At 67.0% G+C, this 16,573-nt stretch carries 15 protein-coding genes, 1 tRNA gene and 1 pseudogene; 10 read left to right on the top strand and 7 right to left on the bottom strand.

Annotated elements, in window-relative coordinates:
- Both ubiB and ubiE read right to left on the bottom strand, forming a co-directional pair.
- Positions 1-1,485, bottom strand: a 1,485-nt coding sequence (gene ubiB / locus NHG85_RS07775; RefSeq protein WP_253331313.1) for a 2-polyprenylphenol 6-hydroxylase, incomplete at its 3' end; no start/stop codon positions are given.
- Positions 1,482-2,279: a bifunctional demethylmenaquinone methyltransferase/2-methoxy-6-polyprenyl-1,4-benzoquinol methylase UbiE gene (ubiE, locus tag NHG85_RS07770; protein WP_370362995.1), complete on the bottom strand. Its 798-nt coding sequence runs from the start codon at positions 2,277-2,279 to the stop codon at positions 1,482-1,484. The genes ubiE and ubiB, both read right to left, overlap by 4 nt.
- A 30-nt stretch (positions 2,280-2,309) precedes the next feature.
- Between ubiE and mutM the strand changes: the two genes are divergently transcribed.
- The 10 genes from mutM to NHG85_RS07720 all read left to right on the top strand — a co-directional run bounded on the left by mutM (position 2,310) and on the right by NHG85_RS07720 (position 12,723).
- Entirely contained in the window at positions 2,310-3,161 is an 852-nt protein-coding gene (mutM, locus tag NHG85_RS07765; RefSeq protein ID WP_253331310.1) for a bifunctional DNA-formamidopyrimidine glycosylase/DNA-(apurinic or apyrimidinic site) lyase, read from the top strand.
- A 54-nt stretch (positions 3,162-3,215) separates the two neighbouring features.
- Positions 3,216-3,992, top strand: coding sequence for an enoyl-CoA hydratase-related protein (locus tag NHG85_RS07760; RefSeq protein WP_253331309.1), 777 nt, complete (start codon positions 3,216-3,218; stop codon positions 3,990-3,992).
- 98 nt (positions 3,993-4,090) lie between these two features.
- Positions 4,091-4,357, top strand: coding sequence for a 30S ribosomal protein S20 (gene rpsT / locus NHG85_RS07755; RefSeq protein ID WP_085895157.1), 267 nt, complete (start codon positions 4,091-4,093; stop codon positions 4,355-4,357).
- A gap of 851 nt (positions 4,358-5,208) precedes the next feature.
- On the top strand, positions 5,209-6,564 hold the full coding sequence (dnaA, locus tag NHG85_RS07750; protein ID WP_253331308.1) for a chromosomal replication initiator protein DnaA: 1,356 nt from the start codon (positions 5,209-5,211) through the stop codon (positions 6,562-6,564).
- A 93-nt stretch (positions 6,565-6,657) separates the two neighbouring features.
- The gene (gene dnaN / locus NHG85_RS07745; RefSeq protein ID WP_253331307.1) at positions 6,658-7,776 is read left to right on the top strand and encodes a DNA polymerase III subunit beta; all 1,119 of its coding nucleotides are present in this window, start codon (positions 6,658-6,660) and stop codon (positions 7,774-7,776) included.
- 49 nt (positions 7,777-7,825) lie between these two features.
- Positions 7,826-8,926, top strand: coding sequence for a DNA replication/repair protein RecF (gene recF, locus NHG85_RS07740; RefSeq protein WP_253331306.1), 1,101 nt, complete (start codon positions 7,826-7,828; stop codon positions 8,924-8,926).
- Between the two features lie 248 nt (positions 8,927-9,174).
- Positions 9,175-11,589 (top strand): DNA topoisomerase (ATP-hydrolyzing) subunit B, encoded by a 2,415-nt coding sequence (gene gyrB, locus NHG85_RS07735; RefSeq protein WP_253331304.1) that lies wholly within the window; start codon positions 9,175-9,177, stop codon positions 11,587-11,589.
- 76 nt (positions 11,590-11,665) lie between these two features.
- A complete protein-coding gene (locus tag NHG85_RS07730; protein WP_253331302.1) occupies positions 11,666-11,995 on the top strand; it encodes a response regulator in 330 nt (109 codons plus the stop codon).
- 180 nt (positions 11,996-12,175) lie between these two features.
- Positions 12,176-12,439 carry a hypothetical protein gene (locus tag NHG85_RS07725; RefSeq protein ID WP_253331300.1) on the top strand — a complete coding sequence of 88 codons (264 nt, stop codon included), beginning with the start codon at positions 12,176-12,178 and terminating at the stop codon, positions 12,437-12,439.
- Between the two features lie 29 nt (positions 12,440-12,468).
- Positions 12,469-12,723, top strand: coding sequence for a hypothetical protein (locus tag NHG85_RS07720; RefSeq protein ID WP_253331298.1), 255 nt, complete (start codon positions 12,469-12,471; stop codon positions 12,721-12,723).
- A gap of 54 nt (positions 12,724-12,777) precedes the next feature.
- Here NHG85_RS07720 and NHG85_RS07715 read toward each other — a convergent pair whose 3' ends face one another.
- The 5 genes and pseudogenes from NHG85_RS07715 to NHG85_RS07695 form a co-directional block, all read right to left on the bottom strand.
- A complete protein-coding gene (locus NHG85_RS07715) occupies positions 12,778-13,800 on the bottom strand; it encodes an aspartate-semialdehyde dehydrogenase (RefSeq protein ID WP_253331296.1) in 1,023 nt (340 codons plus the stop codon).
- Between the two features lie 98 nt (positions 13,801-13,898).
- Positions 13,899-13,975: transfer RNA gene (locus tag NHG85_RS07710), tRNA-Pro, on the bottom strand.
- Between the two features lie 54 nt (positions 13,976-14,029).
- Positions 14,030-14,995, bottom strand: a complete 966-nt coding sequence (locus NHG85_RS07705; protein ID WP_253331294.1) for a DMT family transporter — start codon at positions 14,993-14,995, stop codon at positions 14,030-14,032.
- Positions 14,996-15,105: 110 nt separating this feature from the next.
- Positions 15,106-16,212 carry a 3-isopropylmalate dehydrogenase gene (gene leuB / locus NHG85_RS07700; protein ID WP_253331292.1) on the bottom strand — a complete coding sequence of 369 codons (1,107 nt, stop codon included), beginning with the start codon at positions 16,210-16,212 and terminating at the stop codon, positions 15,106-15,108.
- A 111-nt stretch (positions 16,213-16,323) separates the two neighbouring features.
- Positions 16,324-16,573: pseudogene (locus tag NHG85_RS07695) on the bottom strand (hypothetical protein); the annotation flags it as partial.

Here is a 16,573-nt window from a genome sequence, read left to right as displayed (position 1 = left end):
GGCGCCCACGGCGATCCAGCCGATGGGCGGCAGATCGCGGCGGCGCGGCTCGGGCTCGGGGTGGGACTGGCGCACCAGCGCCGCCTCGGCCAGAGCGGGGAGCCGCGGGCCGAAGCGCGACAGCACCTGCACGGTGCGCCCGAGATCGCGGGCCACGGCCTTGGGGCCGATGCTTTCGCGGATGTAATCCTCGACCACCGGGCGCGAGGCTTCCCAGATGTTGATATGCGGATCGAGCGTGCGTGCCACGCCCTCGACCACCACCATGGTGCGCTGCAACAGGATCAGCTCGGTGCGGGTTTCCATGCCGAAGCGCTCGGTCACCTCGAACAGGTAGTTCAGGAGCCGCGCCATGGAGATGCGGCTGGCATCCATGCCGAAGATCGGCTCGCCCACGGCGCGCAGCGCGGAAGCGAAGGCATCGACGTCGCGGTCGGCAGGCACGTAGCCCGCCTCGAAATGCACCTCGGCGACGCGGCGGTAATCCTTGCGGATGAAGCCGAAGATGATCTCGGCATAGACCCGGCGGGTGTATTCGTCGATCCGCCCCATGATCCCGAAATCGAGCGCGATCAGCGTGCCGTCGGGGCCGACCTTGAGGTTGCCCTGATGCATGTCGCCGTGAAAGTAGCCGTCGCGCAGCGCATGGGCGAGAAAGAGCTGCAGCACGCGGGCGGCGAGGCGCTTGCGGTCGTGGCCCGCGGCGTCGATCTGCGCCACCTCGGCCGCGCCGATGCCGTCGACCCAGCCCATGGTCATGACGCGACGCCCCGAGAGGTGCCAGCGCAGCACCGGCACGTCGAAGCCCTCGTCGCGGGCGGTGTTGGCGGCGAATTCGGCCGCCGAGGCGGCTTCGAGCCGCAGGTCCAGCTCGCCCAGAACCACGCTTTCGAAATGCGCGATGACCTCCACGGGCCGCAGTCGGCGCGAAGCGGGCGAGAGCCGCTCGATCATCCGGGCGGCAAAGTAGAAGGCCTCGATGTCGCGGCGGAACGCGCGCTCGATGCCCGGGCGCAGCACCTTGACCGCCACCGTCTCGCCCGTCTCGGCGAGCTTGGCGCGGTGCACCTGCGCGATGGAGGCGGCGGCCACGGGTTCGGAGAATTCGGAAAACAGCCGATCGACCGGCTGGCCCAGCTCGATCGCGATCGCCCGCTTGGCCTGCGCGGTCGGAAAGGGGGGCAGGCTGTCTTGCAGCACGCGCAGCTGCACCGCAAGCTCGTCGCCCACCACGTCCGGCCGCGTCGAGAGGATCTGGCCGAACTTGATGTAGGCCGGGCCCAGCGCGGTGATGGCGCGGGTGGCGGGGGGCATGGCGGGATCGCCCTCATAGCCGAGCCAGCGGAAGGGCGCAGCGAAGAGCCGGATCGCCACGCGCAGGGGCTTTGGCGCATCCATCGCGTCGAGCACCACGGCCATGGCACCGGTGCGCTCGAAGGTGGCGCCGGTGCGGATCAGCCGGACGAGGTTGTGCGGGCCCCTCAGAGCTTCCATCCCGAATGCAGGCAGGCGACGCCCATGGTCAGATTGCGGTACTTCGCCTGCCCGAAGCCCGCCGCCTCGACCATGCCGAGGAAGCTCTCCTGATCCGGAAAGCGGCGGATCGATTCGACGAGATACTGGTAGCTGTCGCGGTCGTTCGCGATGAGCTGGCCCATCGCGGGGATGACATTGAAGCTGTAGAGGTCGTAGGCCTTCTGCATCATCTCGTTGGGGATCTGGCTGAACTCCAGCACCATGAGCCGCCCGCCGGGGCGCAGTACGCGGTAGGCCTCGTCGAGCGCCTTTTGCGGGCGGGTGACGTTCCTGATGCCGAAGCTGATCGTGTAGACGTCGAAGCTGTTGTCGGGAAAGGGCAGGGCCATCGCATCACCCACGACCCAGTCGAGGCTCTCCTCCAGCCGCTCGGCCTCGGCCCGCTTGCGGCCTTCGATCAGCATGGATTCGGTCAGGTCGCAGACCGTGGCATGGCCGCGCCCCGCGCGCTTGAGAAAGCGAAACGACACGTCGCCCGTGCCGCCCGCGACGTCGAGCAGGCGCTGGCCGGGCCGGGGTGCGAGCCAGTCCATCATCGCGTCTTTCCACAGCCGGTGGACGCCGCCCGACATCACGTCGTTCATCACGTCGTAGCGCGAGGCGACGGAGGTGAAGACGCCGCGCACGCGCTCGGCCTTCTCGTCCTCGCGCACCGTCTGGTAGCCGAAATGGGTGGTCTGGTCTTCGCTCAAGGGTCTTGTCCCGTGCCGGTGCGATGCCTTGATAGGGCTCAATGGCGGCATATAGGCCGCGCCAGCCGAAAGAAAGAACCCATGCCCGAATTGCCGGAGGTCGAGACGGTTCGCCGCGGGCTCGCGCCCGCGATGGAGGGGGCGGTGATCGAGACCGCCCATGTGAACCGCCCCGATCTGCGTTGGCCCTTTCCCGATCGCATGGCCGAACGGCTTACCGGGCAGCGGGTGGAGCGGCTGCGGCGGCGCTCGAAATACATCCTTGCCGATCTGTCGGGCGGCGAGACGCTGATCGTGCACTTGGGCATGTCGGGGCGGATGACCGTCTCGGGCGTGAAGCTCGGGCGGTTTCACGTGGATCACCCCGCGCCCGCCAAGCATGATCACGTGGTGTTCGATATGGCGGGCGGCGCGCGGGTGACCTTCAACGATCCGCGCCGCTTCGGGGCGATGGACCTCGCGCCGACCCATGGGCTCGACGATCACCGCCTGCTGCGCGGGATCGGGCCGGAGCCCCTGGGCAACGCTTTCGACGAGGCCTATCTCGTGGAGCGGCTCAAGGGGCGGATGGTGCCGATCAAGACGGCGCTTCTGGATCAGAAGATCGTCGCGGGCCTGGGCAACATCTATGTCTGCGAGGTGCTGCACCGGGCAGGGATAGACCCGCGCCGCAAGGCCGGGCGCATCTCGGCGGCGCGCGTGGCCTCGCTGGTACCCCTCATCCGCGTGGTGCTGGAGGAGGCGATCGCCTCGGGCGGCTCATCGCTCAAGGATTACCGGCAGGCGGACGGGGCGATGGGCTACTTCCAGCACGGCTTCAGGGTCTATGACCGCGAGGGCGCGGCCTGCGTAACCGAAGATTGCACCGGCGCGGTGGAGCGGATCGTGCAGTCGGGACGTTCCACCTTCCTGTGCCCGCGCTGCCAGAGGTGACTTGAACGCCCGCGGCGCGCGCGGCAGGTTTCGCCAAAGCACCGGAGATCGCCCATGGCCCATACCACCATCCTCGTCGAGACCGCCGACGACATCGCCACCATAACGCTCAACCGCCCCGAGGCGATGAACGCCATCAACTCGACCCTGCTGCGCGAGCTAGTGGGCGCGCTCGAAGAGGCGGATCGCTCCGACAAGGTGCGCTGCATCGTGCTCACCGGCTCGGACAAGGCCTTTGCCGCCGGCGCCGACGTGGCCGAGATGGCGGATCTGTCCTTCGTCGAGATGTACCGCCGCGCGCTTTATGCAGGCGACATGGCGCGGCTCGCGCGGATCCGCAAACCGATCATCGCCGCCGTCTCGGGCTATGCGCTGGGCGGCGGCTGCGAGCTGGCGATGGCCTGCGATTTCATCATCGCCGCCGACACGGCCAGGTTCGGCCAGCCGGAGGTCAACCTCGGGATCATGGCGGGCATGGGCGGCAGCCAGCGGCTGACCCGCGCGGTGGGCAAGGCCAAGGCGATGGACATGCACCTCACGGGGCGCTTCATGTCAGCCGAGGAGGCCGAGCGCGCAGGCCTCGTGAGCCGCGTCGTGCCCGCGCGCCAGCTTGCGGGCGAGGCGCGCGCCGCGGCCGAGAAGATCGCCGAGAAGAGCCAGCTTTCGGTGCTGGCCATCAAGGACGCGGTGAACCGCAGTCAGGAGCTGCCGCTCACCGAGGGGCTGGGCTACGAGCGGCGGCTGTTCGAGGCGCTGTTCTCGACCGAGGACCAAGCCGAGGGGATGGCCGCCTTTCGCGAAAAGCGCGAGCCGCAGTATCGCGACCGCTGACCTCTGTGGAAAAGGCGGCGCGGCAGGTTGACTAGCGGGCGACTCGGCCTTAGAGACGCGGCTTCAGAACAGTTACCCCGCAAGTGGATTCTCGACACATGGCCAACACGCCCCAGTCCAAGAAGCGCGCTCGCCAGAACGAGCGCCGCTTCGCGATCAACAAGATGCGCCGTTCGCGCATCCGTACCTTCCTGCGCAAGGTCGAAGAGGCGATCGCCTCCGGCCAGCAGGACGCCGCCCAGGCCGCCCTGCGCGAAGCTCAGCCCGAGCTGATGCGCGGCGTCACCAAGGGCGTCGTTCACAAGAACACCGCCGCCCGCAAGATGTCGCGCCTGTCGTCGCGCGTGAAGGCGCTCGCCGCCTGATCTTGCCAAAAGGCAAATGAATACAGAGGGGTGCCCCGAAAGGGGCACCCCTTTTTTGTGCTCCACGACCCCTTCGATTGCGGCCGAATCCCCTGGCGCCGAAGCGGCGCGAATGGCTGTCATGCGTCTTCGGAATGGCGATTCCCGGGGGGCTTCGCGGGTGGAAATCGGTAATGACGTCAAGGGCATTGCGGTATCTTGGCACCTCATTGCCGCTGCGACATCGTATGGAATCGCCGGGCGTGGCGCCGGCGATGCTGTCAAGCTGAGGCGCGGCGACAGGCCGAGCAAATCGCGTGCCATGTGACCTCCCCGCCCGGCACGGCGCTCCGGCCCTTAGGATTCAGGGCCCCCGGAAAATCGCCGCGGATTCGGTTTGCCGGAGTCTCCCGTCAAGCGCGTTGTTCGGTTGATGAGATCCGAGCGCAGGGGCTAACTTGTCCCTGCGATTCACATCGTTCCTGGGGGAACATGGACGAGTCGACGCCACGGTGGTCCGAAGGCCAGCTGCACGGCCGAATGATCGGATCCGCGACGAGGTGTCAGCTCTCTTGAGCGTGACGGGCGCACGGCCTTGGCCGTGCAATTCGCCGTCTCGCGATTGTCTGCATTGCGGCCGCCGCTTTGGCGGGCGTCATTGCCGTCATGTCCCGATCCCGGGCCGAACTGCATGAGCGGATCGGCGGCTCTGGCCGTCTGTCCGTTCGGGTCCGGAGGTCAGGTCAGTCCGGTGCGGACCGGCGTCGGCGCATGCGCGCCGGCGGCCGCACGAGCTGTGCCTGAATGTGAGGCGCAAGGCCGGGCGCGGCGGGCGCGCCCGGGTGACGATGAAGGCAGGTCGGGGACAGGACATGACGAACGAAATCTGGGCACAGGTCAGCGAAGAGCTCAAGCAGACGGTGGGGGCCAACAACCACACCACCTGGATCGCGCCGCTGCGCTTCGAGGAGCTGGTCGACGGTGTCGCCCGCTTCCACGTGCCCACCACCTTCCACGGCAACTACGTCCTGCAGAACTTCGGCGACCAGATCCTGACGCAGCTGGCCCGCGCCGGCATCACCGTGCAGCGCCTGATCTTCGCCCAGTCCGCCAATGCCGCCGCCGCGCCGCGTCCCGCCGCGCCGCAGCCCACGGCCCCCGCCCAGATCGCCGAGGATGACGACGCCACCCCCTCGGCCACGCTCGACCCGCGATTCACCTTCGACCGCTTCGTCGTCGGCAAGCCCAACGAGATGGCCCACGCCGCTGCGCGCCGCATCGCAGAAGGCGGCTCTTTGGGCTTCAACCCGCTGTTCCTCTATGGCGGCGTGGGGCTGGGCAAGACCCACCTGATGCACGCCATCGGCCACGAGCTGAAGGCCAGCCAGCCGCATCTCAAGGTCGTGCTCACCTCCGCCGAGCAGTTCATGTACCGCTTCATCACCGCGCTGCGCGACAAGCGCATGATGGACTTCAAGCAGCTGTTCCGCTCGGTCGACGTGCTCATGGTCGATGACATCCAGTTCCTCGGCGGCAAGGATTCCACGCAAGAAGAGTTCTTCCACACCTTCAACGCGCTGATCGACGCCGGAAAGCGGATCATCATCTCGGCCGACCGCGCGCCGGGTGCGATGAAGGACGTCGAGGAGCGGATCACCTCGCGCATGGGCTCGGGGCTGGTGGTCGATCTCTTCCCCACCGATTTCGAACTGCGCGTCGGCATCCTTCAGGCCAAGGCCGATTATTACCGCGCGCAATATCCCGGCATCGTGGTTCAGCCCGGCGTGTTCGAATTCCTCGCCCAGCGGATCTCCAACAACGTCCGCGTGCTCGAAGGGGCGCTGACCCGGCTATTTGCCTTCGCCTCTCTGGTGGGGCGCGAGATCTCGCTCGAGATGACGCAGGACTGCCTCGCCGACATCCTGCGCGCCTCGGACCGCAAGATCACCGTCGAGGAGATCCAGCGACGGGTGTCGGAGCATTACAACATCCGCCTGTCGGACATGATCGGGCCCAAGCGGGTGCGCAACTATGCCCGGCCGCGGCAGGTGGCGATGTATCTGTCCAAGAAGCTGACCTCGCGCTCGCTGCCCGAGATCGGCCGCCGCTTTGGCGGGCGCGATCATACCACCGTCATGCACGGCGTGCGCAAGATCGAGGAGCTGAAATCCACCGACAGCCAGATCGCCGACGATATCGAACTGCTGCGCCGCGCGCTGGAGGAGTAAGCCGCGTCACCGCCGAAATCGCTTGAGAACGGGCGGAAAACAGGTAGTTTTCCAGTCCCGGCCCCGGTCGGCGACAACAGCGGAGCGAAGCACATGAAATTCTCGATCGAACGCGGCGTTCTGCTCAAGGCCGTCGCACAGGCCCAGTCGGTGGTCGAGCGGCGCAACACCATCCCGATCCTCGCCAACGTGCTGATCGAGGCCGCGGGGGGCGAGGTGCGCTTCCGCGCCACCGATCTCGACATCGAGGTCGTGGACCGCGCCGCCGCCACGGTCGAGGCCGAGGGCGCCACCACCGTCGCCGCCGTGCTCTTGAACGAGATCGTCCGCAAGCTGCCCGACGGGGCGCTGGTGACGCTCACCGATCAGGGCGGCAACGGACGGCTGAGCATCGAGGCCGGGCGCTCGAACTTCCAGCTCGCGACCCTGCCCAAGGAAGATTTCCCGGTCATGGCCTCCTCCGAATACGAGGCGAGCTTCACGGCCCTCGCACCGGTGCTGCGCAGGCTCTTCGACAAGGCCAAGTTCGCGATCTCGACCGAAGAGACGCGCTACTACCTCAACGGCGTCTACATGCACGTGGCCGAGGGCGATGGCGGCCGCGTGCTGCGCTGCGTCGCCACCGACGGGCATCGCCTCGCGCGGATCGACGCCGAGCTGCCCGAGGGGGCCGAGAAGATGGCCGGGGTCATCGTGCCGCGCAAGACCGTGAACGAGCTGCGCAAGCTTCTGGATGACGACGAGGCGCTGATCGAGGTCTCTGTCAGCGAGACCAAGGTGCGCTTCGTCACCCCCTCGATCACCCTGACCTCCAAGGTCATCGACGGCACCTTTCCCGATTACAGCCGGGTGATTCCGCAAAACAACGCCAAGCGGCTTGAGGTCGACGCCAGCGAATTCGCCAAGGCGGTCGACCGCGTCGCCACCGTCAGCTCGGAGCGCAGCCGCGCGGTCAAGCTGTCGCTCGAGGAGGACCGGCTGGTGCTTTCGGTCAATGCTCCCGATTCGGGGGCGGCCGAGGAGGAGCTGGCCGTGGCCTACGGCGACGAGCGGCTGGAGATCGGCTTCAACGCGAAATACCTCCAAGAGATCGCCAACCAGGTGGACCGCGAGAACGCGGTCTTCCTGTTCAACTCCTCCGGCGATCCGACCCTGATGCGCGAGGGCGACGACACCAGCGCTGTCTATGTCGTCATGCCGATGCGCGTGTGACGCGGGCAGGATCTGCGTATTTGAAGAAAGATGAAGAGGAGGGCCGCGCGTGAGGGCGGCCGTCACCGCGCTTGAGCTGTCGCATTTCCGCTCGCACAAGCGCGCAAGGCTCGCGCTCGACGGGCGGCCCGTCGCCATCCACGGCCCCAATGGCGCGGGCAAGACCAACCTGATCGAAGCCATCTCGCTGCTCTCGCCCGGGCGGGGGATGCGCCGCGCGGGCGCCGAGGAGATCTCGCGCAGGCCCGAGCGGCTGGGCTGGAAGGTGTTCGCCTCGGTCGAGGCCGAGGGCGCGCCGCACGAGATCGAGACCCGCGCCGAGGCCGGGCAGAGCCGGGCGGTGCGCATCGACGACAAGACCGTGCCGCAGGTGGCGCTGGCCCGCGTGCTCAGGGTGCTGTGGTTGGTGCCCTCGATGGACCGGCTCTGGATCGAGGCGGCCGAGGGGCGCCGCCGATTTCTCGACCGCGCGGTACTCAGCTTCGATCCCGGCCATGCCGAGGCGGTGCTCGATTATGAAAAGGCGATGCGCGAGCGCAATCGGCTCCTCAAGGACGGGGTGCGCGATGCGCATTGGTACGGTGCGCTGGAAGGGCGCATGGCCGCGGCGGGCGAGACGATCAGCGCCGCACGCCGCGCCACGGTCGAGCGGCTCATGGCGGCGCAGGACGAGACTGAGACCGCCTTTCCCACCGCCGACCTTGCGCTGTGCTACCCCGACGAGACGCCCGAAGAGGCCGAAGCGCTGCGCGCGGCCTTCGCCGCCATGCGCGGGCGCGACATGGCGGCGGGGCGCACGCTGATCGGCCCGCACCGCGCCGATCTCGACGCGCTGTGGCGCGCCAAGGGGGTCGCGGCGCGCGATGCCTCGACCGGAGAGCAGAAGGCGCTGCTCATCTCGCTCATTCTCGCCAACGCCCGCGCACTGGCGGCCATGGGCGGCGCGCCGCCGGTGCTGCTCTTGGACGAGGTGGCGGCGCATCTCGACACGCGCCGCCGCGCGGCGCTCTATGACGAGATCTGCGCGCTCGGGCTGCAGGCCTTCATGACCGGCACCGAGCCGGGGCTGTTCGAGGCCCTGGGCGACCGGGCGCAGCGCATCGAAGTCACCGAGACCGCCGGCGTCTCGCAGATCAGGGACGAGACATGACACCTTGGCGGGTGACCCCGGTCACTCCTGGGGTGGACAACCTCGCGCGCGATGCTGGTCTGGGTGGGGCGGAGCGCGCATCCCGTCCTCGCCGCAAGCGCCCGGACGAACCGGTCTTTGGGCCATCGCGCTGCCGGTCGGCGTGGGGCTGCTCATACCCCTATTATAGCGCAAAATATGGGGGAAAACCGTGACATCCCCCACCACAGATCGTATATTCCGCAGGTAACGTCCCGAGGATTTCCCCCATGGCTGAACCCGCTTTGCAACCCAACGCCTACGGCGCCGATTCCATCAAGGTTCTCAAGGGCCTGGATGCGGTCCGCAAGCGTCCGGGCATGTATATCGGCGACACCGACGACGGCTCGGGCCTGCACCACATGGTCTATGAGGTGGTCGACAACGGCATCGACGAGGCCCTGGCCGGTCATGCCGACTTCGTGCAGGTCAAGATCCACGCCGACAACTCGGTCAGCGTGCGCGACAATGGCCGCGGCATCCCCACCGACCTGCACCGCGAAGAGGGCGTCTCGGCGGCTGAGGTCATCATGACCCAGCTGCACGCGGGCGGCAAATTCGACCAGAACTCCTACAAGGTGTCGGGCGGCCTGCACGGCGTCGGCGTCTCGGTGGTCAACGCCCTGTCGGACTGGCTGGAGCTGCGGATCTGGCGCGACGGCAAGGAGCACGTCGCCCGCTTCGAGCGCGGCGAGACCGTCAAGCATCTCGAGGTGGTGGGCGAGACCGACCAGACCGGTACCGAGGTGCGGTTTCTGGCCTCAACCACGACCTTCTCGAATCTCGACTACGTCTTCGAGACGCTGGAAAAGCGCCTGCGCGAGCTGGCCTTTCTCAACTCCGGTGTCCGCATCATCCTCGAAGACGACCGCCCGGCGCAGCCGCTGCACACCGAGCTGTTCTACGAGGGCGGCGTGCGCGAGTTCGTGAAGTATCTCGACCGCTCCAAGCACGCGGTCATGCCCGAGCCGATCTGGATCGAGGGCGAGAAGGACAGCATCGGCGTCGAGGTGGCGATGTGGTGGAACGACACCTACCACGAGACCGTGCTGCCCTTTACCAACAACATTCCGCAGCGCGACGGCGGCACCCACATGGCGGGCTTTCGCGGCGCGCTGACCCGGACCATCAACGCCTATGCGCAATCCTCCGGCATCGCCAAGAAGGAGAAGGTCTCCTTCACCGGCGACGACGCGCGCGAGGGGCTGACCTGCGTGCTCTCCGTGAAGGTGCCGGATCCGAAGTTCTCCTCGCAGACCAAGGACAAGCTCGTTTCCTCCGAGGTGCGCCCGGCGGTCGAGAACCTGGTGGGCGAGAAGCTCTCCGAATGGTTCGAGGAAAACCCCAACATCGCCAAGCAGATCGTCGGCAAGATCGTCGAGGCGGCGCTGGCGCGAGAGGCCGCGCGCAAGGCGCGCGAGCTGACCCGCCGCAAGACGGCGATGGACGTGAACTTCCTCGCCGGCAAGCTCAAGGACTGCTCCGAGAAGGACCCGACCAAGACCGAGGTCTTCCTCGTCGAGGGGGATTCGGCCGGCGGCTCGGCCCAGACCGGGCGCGATCGCGGCACCCAGGCGATCCTGCCGCTCAAGGGCAAGATCCTCAACGTCGAGCGCGCGCGTTTCGACCGGATGCTGGGCAGCCAGGAGATCGGCAACCTCGTCATGGCGCTCGGCACCGGGATCGGGCGCGACGAGTTCGACATCAAGAAGCTGCGCTACCACAAGATCGTCATCATGACCGACGCCGATGTCGACGGCGCGCATATCCGCACTCTGCTGCTGACCTTCTTCTTCCGGCAGATGCCCGAGCTGATCGAGGGCGGGCATCTCTACATCGCCCAGCCGCCGCTCTACAAGGTGACGCGCGGCAAGTCCGAGGTCTACCTCAAGGACCAGGCGGCGATGGATGAATATCTGATCCATCAGGGCACCGACGGCACGGCGCTCAGGCTCGGCTCGGGCGAGGAGATCACCGGCAACGACCTGCGCCGCGTGGTCGAGGAGGCGCGCCAGCTCCGGCGCGTGCTCGACGCTTTCCCGACGCATTACCCGCGCCACATCCTCGAACAGGCAGCCATCTCGGGCGCCTTCGTGCCCGGCGCGGTCGATGCCGATCTGCAGGGCGTGGCCGACAAGGTGGCTAGGCGGCTCGACCTGATCGCGCTCGAATACGAACGCGGTTGGCAGGGGCGCATCACCCAGGACCACGGCATCCGGCTGGCGCGCATCCTGCGCGGGGTCGAGGAGGTCCGCACGCTCGACGGGCCGATGCTGCGCTCGGGCGAGGCGCGCAAGACCGGCAGCTTCACCAAGTCGCTGCAGGAGGTCTACGACCGCCCCGCGACGCTGGTGCGCAAGGAGCGCCACCAGCTCATCCACGGCCCGCTCGACCTGCTCGCCGCGATCCTGGAAGAGGGCCAGCGCGGCCTGACCCTGCAGCGTTACAAGGGCCTCGGAGAGATGAACCCCGACCAGCTGTGGGAAACCACGCTGGACCCGGATGCGCGCACGCTGCTGCAGGTGAAAATCGAGGATTCGACCGAGGCCGACGATCTCTTCACCAAGCTGATGGGCGACGTGGTCGAGCCGCGCCGCGACTTCATCCAGCAGAACGCGCTCAACGTGGAGCATCTCGACTTCTGAGGCCATGGGCCGCCGCGGGGGTTGGACAGGCCCGCGGCCCTGTGTCTCGGCGCCAGACATGGTGCACGGGTGCGGCGTGCCCTTCGTGCTGCATTCGGGCGATCTGCAGCGCTCCGGGGAGACGATTTCCAACATCGGCGTGCCGGTGCTGGAAAAGCCCTGCGACGTGGCCGTGATCCGCGAAGCGCTCGGCAGGGCGCTCCTCTCCGGCCAGGCCGAATCGACGATATGCTTCAGTTGCAATCAAAAATTGCAAGCCGAGGGTGTTTGCAATGTCCTGGAGCTGAAACGCCGCGTGCCGCGTATTACCGATCCCGGCCGGAGCCGGGCGTCGCAATTCGCACGATCCTCAACGACTTGTAGCTGCGCTCCGCCGTGCCAGTTGACGCCAAAGGGGAACCTTTAACCGGTAAACATGCGTATTGTTGCTGAATCGAGCAAAAAAGCGTAATCTATGGAGACCGGTAAATAGTGACAGCCTCCTTCGCCAAGCGCCACTGCCGGAGCATCCTTCGTTAAACCGACCCCTCACCGGAGCCGCATCGGCACCGGGGGAAGTGCTCTTTACCAGTTGATTGGATACATCATGAAAACCCTGTCTCTGGCGAGCGGTCTGCTTTGTGCCGCTCTGGCTATTCCATCATTCGTCACGGCGCAGACGACGCCAAGCTATTTCGATGGCGTGATCTCCACGCTTTCGCAAAACGGCTATCGCGAGGCCCGGCTCGTCGATCCCGAGGCGCGTCGCATCGTCGCCTTCGACGCCTCCGGCAGCGAGGTCTCGCTGACCATCCACCCGCGCAACGGCAGCATCGAAAGCTGGGATTACGTCAATCTGCGCGATCGGTAGCCGCCCCGGCATGAGGAAAGGGAAACGCCATGACACATATCGTTCGCACGACCGTGACGATCGGTCTTCTGACGGCCGCGACGCTCGCGCAGGCGCAATCCGTACCGCGGCAGATGGAGGATTTCGCGGCACTCGGCTGGAGCATCCAGGGCCATATCGGCCAGGCCGAAGGGCAGGAGAGGATGCTGGTGCGCGATGCCGATGGGCAGGACCGGATCGCGGTGCTGCACTCCTATTCGGGCCAGATCACCTTCGAACAAGCGCCGCATCCGGCGGAACGCTGAATCATCCGCCTGCCATGAGAAGGGGCGGCCCCGATGGCCGCCCCCGATCTCGTCTCAGCCCTTCTTCAGAGCCTTCTGGCCCAGTGCCTCGGCGATCTGCACCGCGTTGAGGGCGGCCCCCTTGCGCAGGTTGTCCGAGACGCACCACAGGTTCAGACCGTTCTCGATCGTGCTGTCCTGGCGGATGCGGGAGATGAAGGTGGCGAAATCGCCGACGCATTCGACCGGGGTGACGTAGCCGCCGTCCTCGCGCTTGTCGACGACCATGATGCCCGGCGCCTCGCGCAGGATGTCACGCGCCTCGTCCTCGTCGAGGAACTCCTCGAACTCGATGTTGAGCGCCTCGGAATGGCCGACGAAGACCGGCACGCGCACGCAGGTGGCGGTGAGCTTGATGGCGGGGTCGAGGATCTTCTTGGTCTCGACGACCATCTTCCACTCTTCCTTGGTGCCGCCGTCCTCCATGAAGTCATCGATATGCGGGATCACGTTGAAGGCGATCTGGCGCGGATAGACGGAAGGCTCCACTTCCTGACCGGGGACATACATGCCCTTGGTCTGGTTCCACAGCTCGTCGATCGCCTCCTTGCCGGTGCCGGAGACGGATTGGTAGGTCGAAACGACGACCCGCTTGATCTTCGCACGGTCGTGCAGCGGCTTCAGGGCCACCACCATCTGCGCGGTCGAGCAGTTGGGGTTCGCGATGATGTTCTTCTTGGTGTAGCCCAGCACCGCGTCGGCGTTGACCTCGGGCACCACCAGCGGCACGTCGGGGTCCATGCGGTAGAGCGAGGAGTTGTCGATCACCACGCAGCCCTGAGAGGCGGCCTTGGGGGCGTATTCCCTGGTCGCCTCCGAGCCGATGGCGAAGAGCGCCATGTCCCAGCCGGTGAAGTCGAATGTGGCGAGGTCCTGGGTCTTCAAAGTTCGATCGCCGAAGCTCACCTCGGTGCCGAGCGAGCGGCGGCTGGCGAGAACGGCGATCTCCTCGATCGGAAACGCGCGCTCGTCGAGGATGTTGAGCATTTCGCGACCCACGTTGCCCGTGGCGCCGACGACGACGACCTTGTAGCCCATGTTCTGGAGCCTCCTGAAAGTTCGTGCGGTCCCTACACCTTTCGCCACGGAAGGGAAAGCGCCCGGGGGCGGTTCATGTGGCGTGATGTGGGGAAAACTGGTCGGAGTGAGAGGATTCGAACCTCCGACCCCCTGCTCCCGAAGCAGGTGCGCTACCAGGCTGCGCTACACTCCGACCGTGGCGCCGACCTAACGCCTCGCGCCGGGCTTTGCAAGAGGCTCCGCGCGCTCAATCCGCGCGGAAACGCCCGGGCCGCAAAAAGCGCTTGAGCACGCTGGCGCGCGGGCTCGAGCCGTTCTCCCAGCGCATTCGGGTCTGCAGCACGGGCCGGTTGCGCGAGCGTCCGCCGCGGCCCTCGCGCAGCACGATGTAGAGCCCCGAGGCGATGATGATGCCGGTGCCGTATATGGTCGGCGCGTCGGGAAACTCGTCGAAGAACAGCGCGCCGTAGAGCGTGGCCCAAATGATCTGGCTGTATTGCATCGGTGCGACGACGACCGCCTCGCCGGTGGAATAGGCCGCGACCATGATCCGCCCGCCGATCCAGCCCAGCGCCGAGATCACCGCGATCAGCCCGAAATCCGAGATCGGCATCGGCCTGTAGACGAAGGCCAGCGCCGCGCCCATCAGCACGAAATTGGCGATCATCGGGTAGAGCAGCAGCACGATGGGCCGCTCCTCGTGGCCGATCTTGCGCACGATGATGGAAGCGGTGGAGCCGCCGACCGCGACGCCCAGCGCCGCGAGGTGGCCCAGCGACAGCTCGGTCTGGCCGGGGCGCAGCACCACCAGAACGCCCACGAGCCCCACCAGCACCGCCGCCCAGCGGTGGATGCCTACGGTCTCGCCCAGGACCGGGATCGCCAAGACGGTGATCAGCAGCGGTGTGGCGAAGATCAGCGCGTAGACCTGCGCCAGCGGCAGGGCCGAGAAGGCGTAGAAGGCGGAGGTGGCGGTGAGAAAGCCCGCAGCGGTGCGCAGCGCTACCCACCACGGGTGGCGGGGCCTGAGCGTGCCGGGTTCGGGGTCGCCGATGATCATCACCATGGCGAGCGGAAAGGCGAGGGTGACCGAGAAGAAGATCAGCTGGACCGGCGAGTAGCCGCTGCCCAGAAGCTTGATGACCGTGTCATGGGTGGCGAAGACGCCAAAGGAGATGAGCGCGAACAGCGCGCCTTTCGCGTTGTTGCCCATGCGTGTTCTCCCGGCCGGTTGGTGCTCTCGGTGTCACCCTTGGCCGAGCCCGCGGCCCGATGCAAGGCGGCGGGGGAGGGGCCGGGCGGAGGTGCCGCCCGGCCGCAAGATCACAGCGAGGCGTCGAGCACCGCGACGATGGCGTCGCCCATCTGGGTCGTGGAGATCGGGCTGCCGCCCTCGGGGCCGAGCAGGTCGGCAGTGCGCAGCCCGTCGGCCAGCACCGTCTCGACCGCCTTTTCCAGCCGCTCGGCCTCGGCACCCTGATCGAAGCTGTAGCGCAGCGCCATGGCGAAGCTCAGGATGCAGGCGATCGGGTTGGCCTTGCCCTGGCCCGCGATGTCGGGGGCCGAGCCGTGCACCGGCTCGTAGAGCGCCTTGGGACGGCCATTGGCCATCGGCGCGCCAAGCGAGGCGGAGGGCAGCATCCCGAGCGAGCCGGTGAGCATCGCGGCGGCGTCGGAGAGAAGATCGCCGAACAGGTTGTCGGTGACGATCACATCGAACTGCTTGGGCCAGCGGCACAGCTGCATGGCGCCGGCATCGGCATACATGTGGCTCAGCTCGACATCCGGGTATTCGGCCTGATGGATCTCGGTCACCACCTCGCGCCACAGCACGCCCGATTCCATGACGTTGGCCTTCTCCATCGAGCAGACCTTGTTGTTGCGGCGGCGGGCCAGCTCGAAGGCCGAGCGCGCGACGCGGGCGATCTCGCTTTCGGTGTAGCGCTGGGTGTTGATGCCGACGCGCTCGTTGCCTTCCTTGTGAACGCCGCGCGGCTCGCCGAAATAGACGCCGCTCGTCAGTTCGCGCACGATCACGATATCGAGCCCCGCCACCACGTCGCGCTTGAGCGAGGAGAAATCGGCCAGCGCGTCGAAGCACTGTGCCGGGCGCAGGTTGGCGTAGAGATCCATTTCCTTGCGCAGGCGCAGCAGGCCGCGCTCGGGTTTCTGGGAGAAGTCGAGCGTGTCGTATTTCGGCCCGCCCACGGCGCCCAGAAGCACGGCATCGGCGTTCTGCGCCTTTTCCATGGTCGCATCGGTGAGCGGCGTGCCATGCGTGTCGAAGGCGATGCCGCCGACGAGGTCTTCCTCGACGTCGAAGGCGAGGTCGCGCTTCTCGCCATACCAGCCGATGATCTTCTTCACCTCGTTCATGACTTCGGGGCCGATGCCGTCGCCGGCGAGGATCAGAAGGGAAGGATTGGACACTTTGGCGCTCCGGGTTGAAACGAATGGAATGGCGATGCGGTAGCCTCTGGCCGTCGCAGGGTCAAGTTCGGGGCGGATGCGAAAGGATCTGCCGCGCGGCTTTCGGGGCGGTCAGTCGAGCAGCAGATCGACCCAGACCAGCCGATGCGCCGAGGCGCGCGCCGCGGCCTCGGCCAGATCGCCCCCCTCGGGCCAGACCACGCCCGCGCCGGTGACGGTGAGCCCCGCGCGCGAGGGCAGGACGTAATCGACGCGCAGATTGCCCGGACCCTCGGGTGGCGCGTCCCAATCGGTACCTTCTGCACCGCCTCGCGGTGCACCTCGTAGAGGTCGCGGCCTTCGACCGGCGCGACGCCATAGC

It is taken from the genome of Limimaricola litoreus (assembly GCF_024159025.1).
GTDB classification, from domain to species: domain Bacteria; phylum Pseudomonadota; class Alphaproteobacteria; order Rhodobacterales; family Rhodobacteraceae; genus Limimaricola; species Limimaricola litoreus.
This window is presented reverse-complemented; position numbering and strand designations above follow the sequence as displayed.

What these genes read in the sequence shown, in the direction of transcription:
- ubiE (WP_370362995.1), bottom strand. Translation starts at nt 2,279, where the DNA reads ATGCCGCCATTGAGCCCTATCAAGGCATCGCACCGGCACGGGACAAGA.
- mutM (WP_253331310.1), top strand. Translation starts at nt 2,310, where the DNA reads ATGCCCGAATTGCCGGAGGTCGAGACGGTTCGCCGCGGGCTCGCGCCC.
- NHG85_RS07760 (WP_253331309.1), top strand. Translation starts at nt 3,216, where the DNA reads ATGGCCCATACCACCATCCTCGTCGAGACCGCCGACGACATCGCCACC.
- rpsT (WP_085895157.1), top strand. Translation starts at nt 4,091, where the DNA reads ATGGCCAACACGCCCCAGTCCAAGAAGCGCGCTCGCCAGAACGAGCGC.
- dnaA (WP_253331308.1), top strand. Translation starts at nt 5,209, where the DNA reads ATGACGAACGAAATCTGGGCACAGGTCAGCGAAGAGCTCAAGCAGACG.
- dnaN (WP_253331307.1), top strand. Translation starts at nt 6,658, where the DNA reads ATGAAATTCTCGATCGAACGCGGCGTTCTGCTCAAGGCCGTCGCACAG.
- gyrB (WP_253331304.1), top strand. Translation starts at nt 9,175, where the DNA reads ATGGCTGAACCCGCTTTGCAACCCAACGCCTACGGCGCCGATTCCATC.
- NHG85_RS07725 (WP_253331300.1), top strand. Translation starts at nt 12,176, where the DNA reads ATGAAAACCCTGTCTCTGGCGAGCGGTCTGCTTTGTGCCGCTCTGGCT.
- NHG85_RS07720 (WP_253331298.1), top strand. Translation starts at nt 12,469, where the DNA reads ATGACACATATCGTTCGCACGACCGTGACGATCGGTCTTCTGACGGCC.
- NHG85_RS07715 (WP_253331296.1), bottom strand. Translation starts at nt 13,800, where the DNA reads ATGGGCTACAAGGTCGTCGTCGTCGGCGCCACGGGCAACGTGGGTCGC.
- NHG85_RS07705 (WP_253331294.1), bottom strand. Translation starts at nt 14,995, where the DNA reads ATGGGCAACAACGCGAAAGGCGCGCTGTTCGCGCTCATCTCCTTTGGC.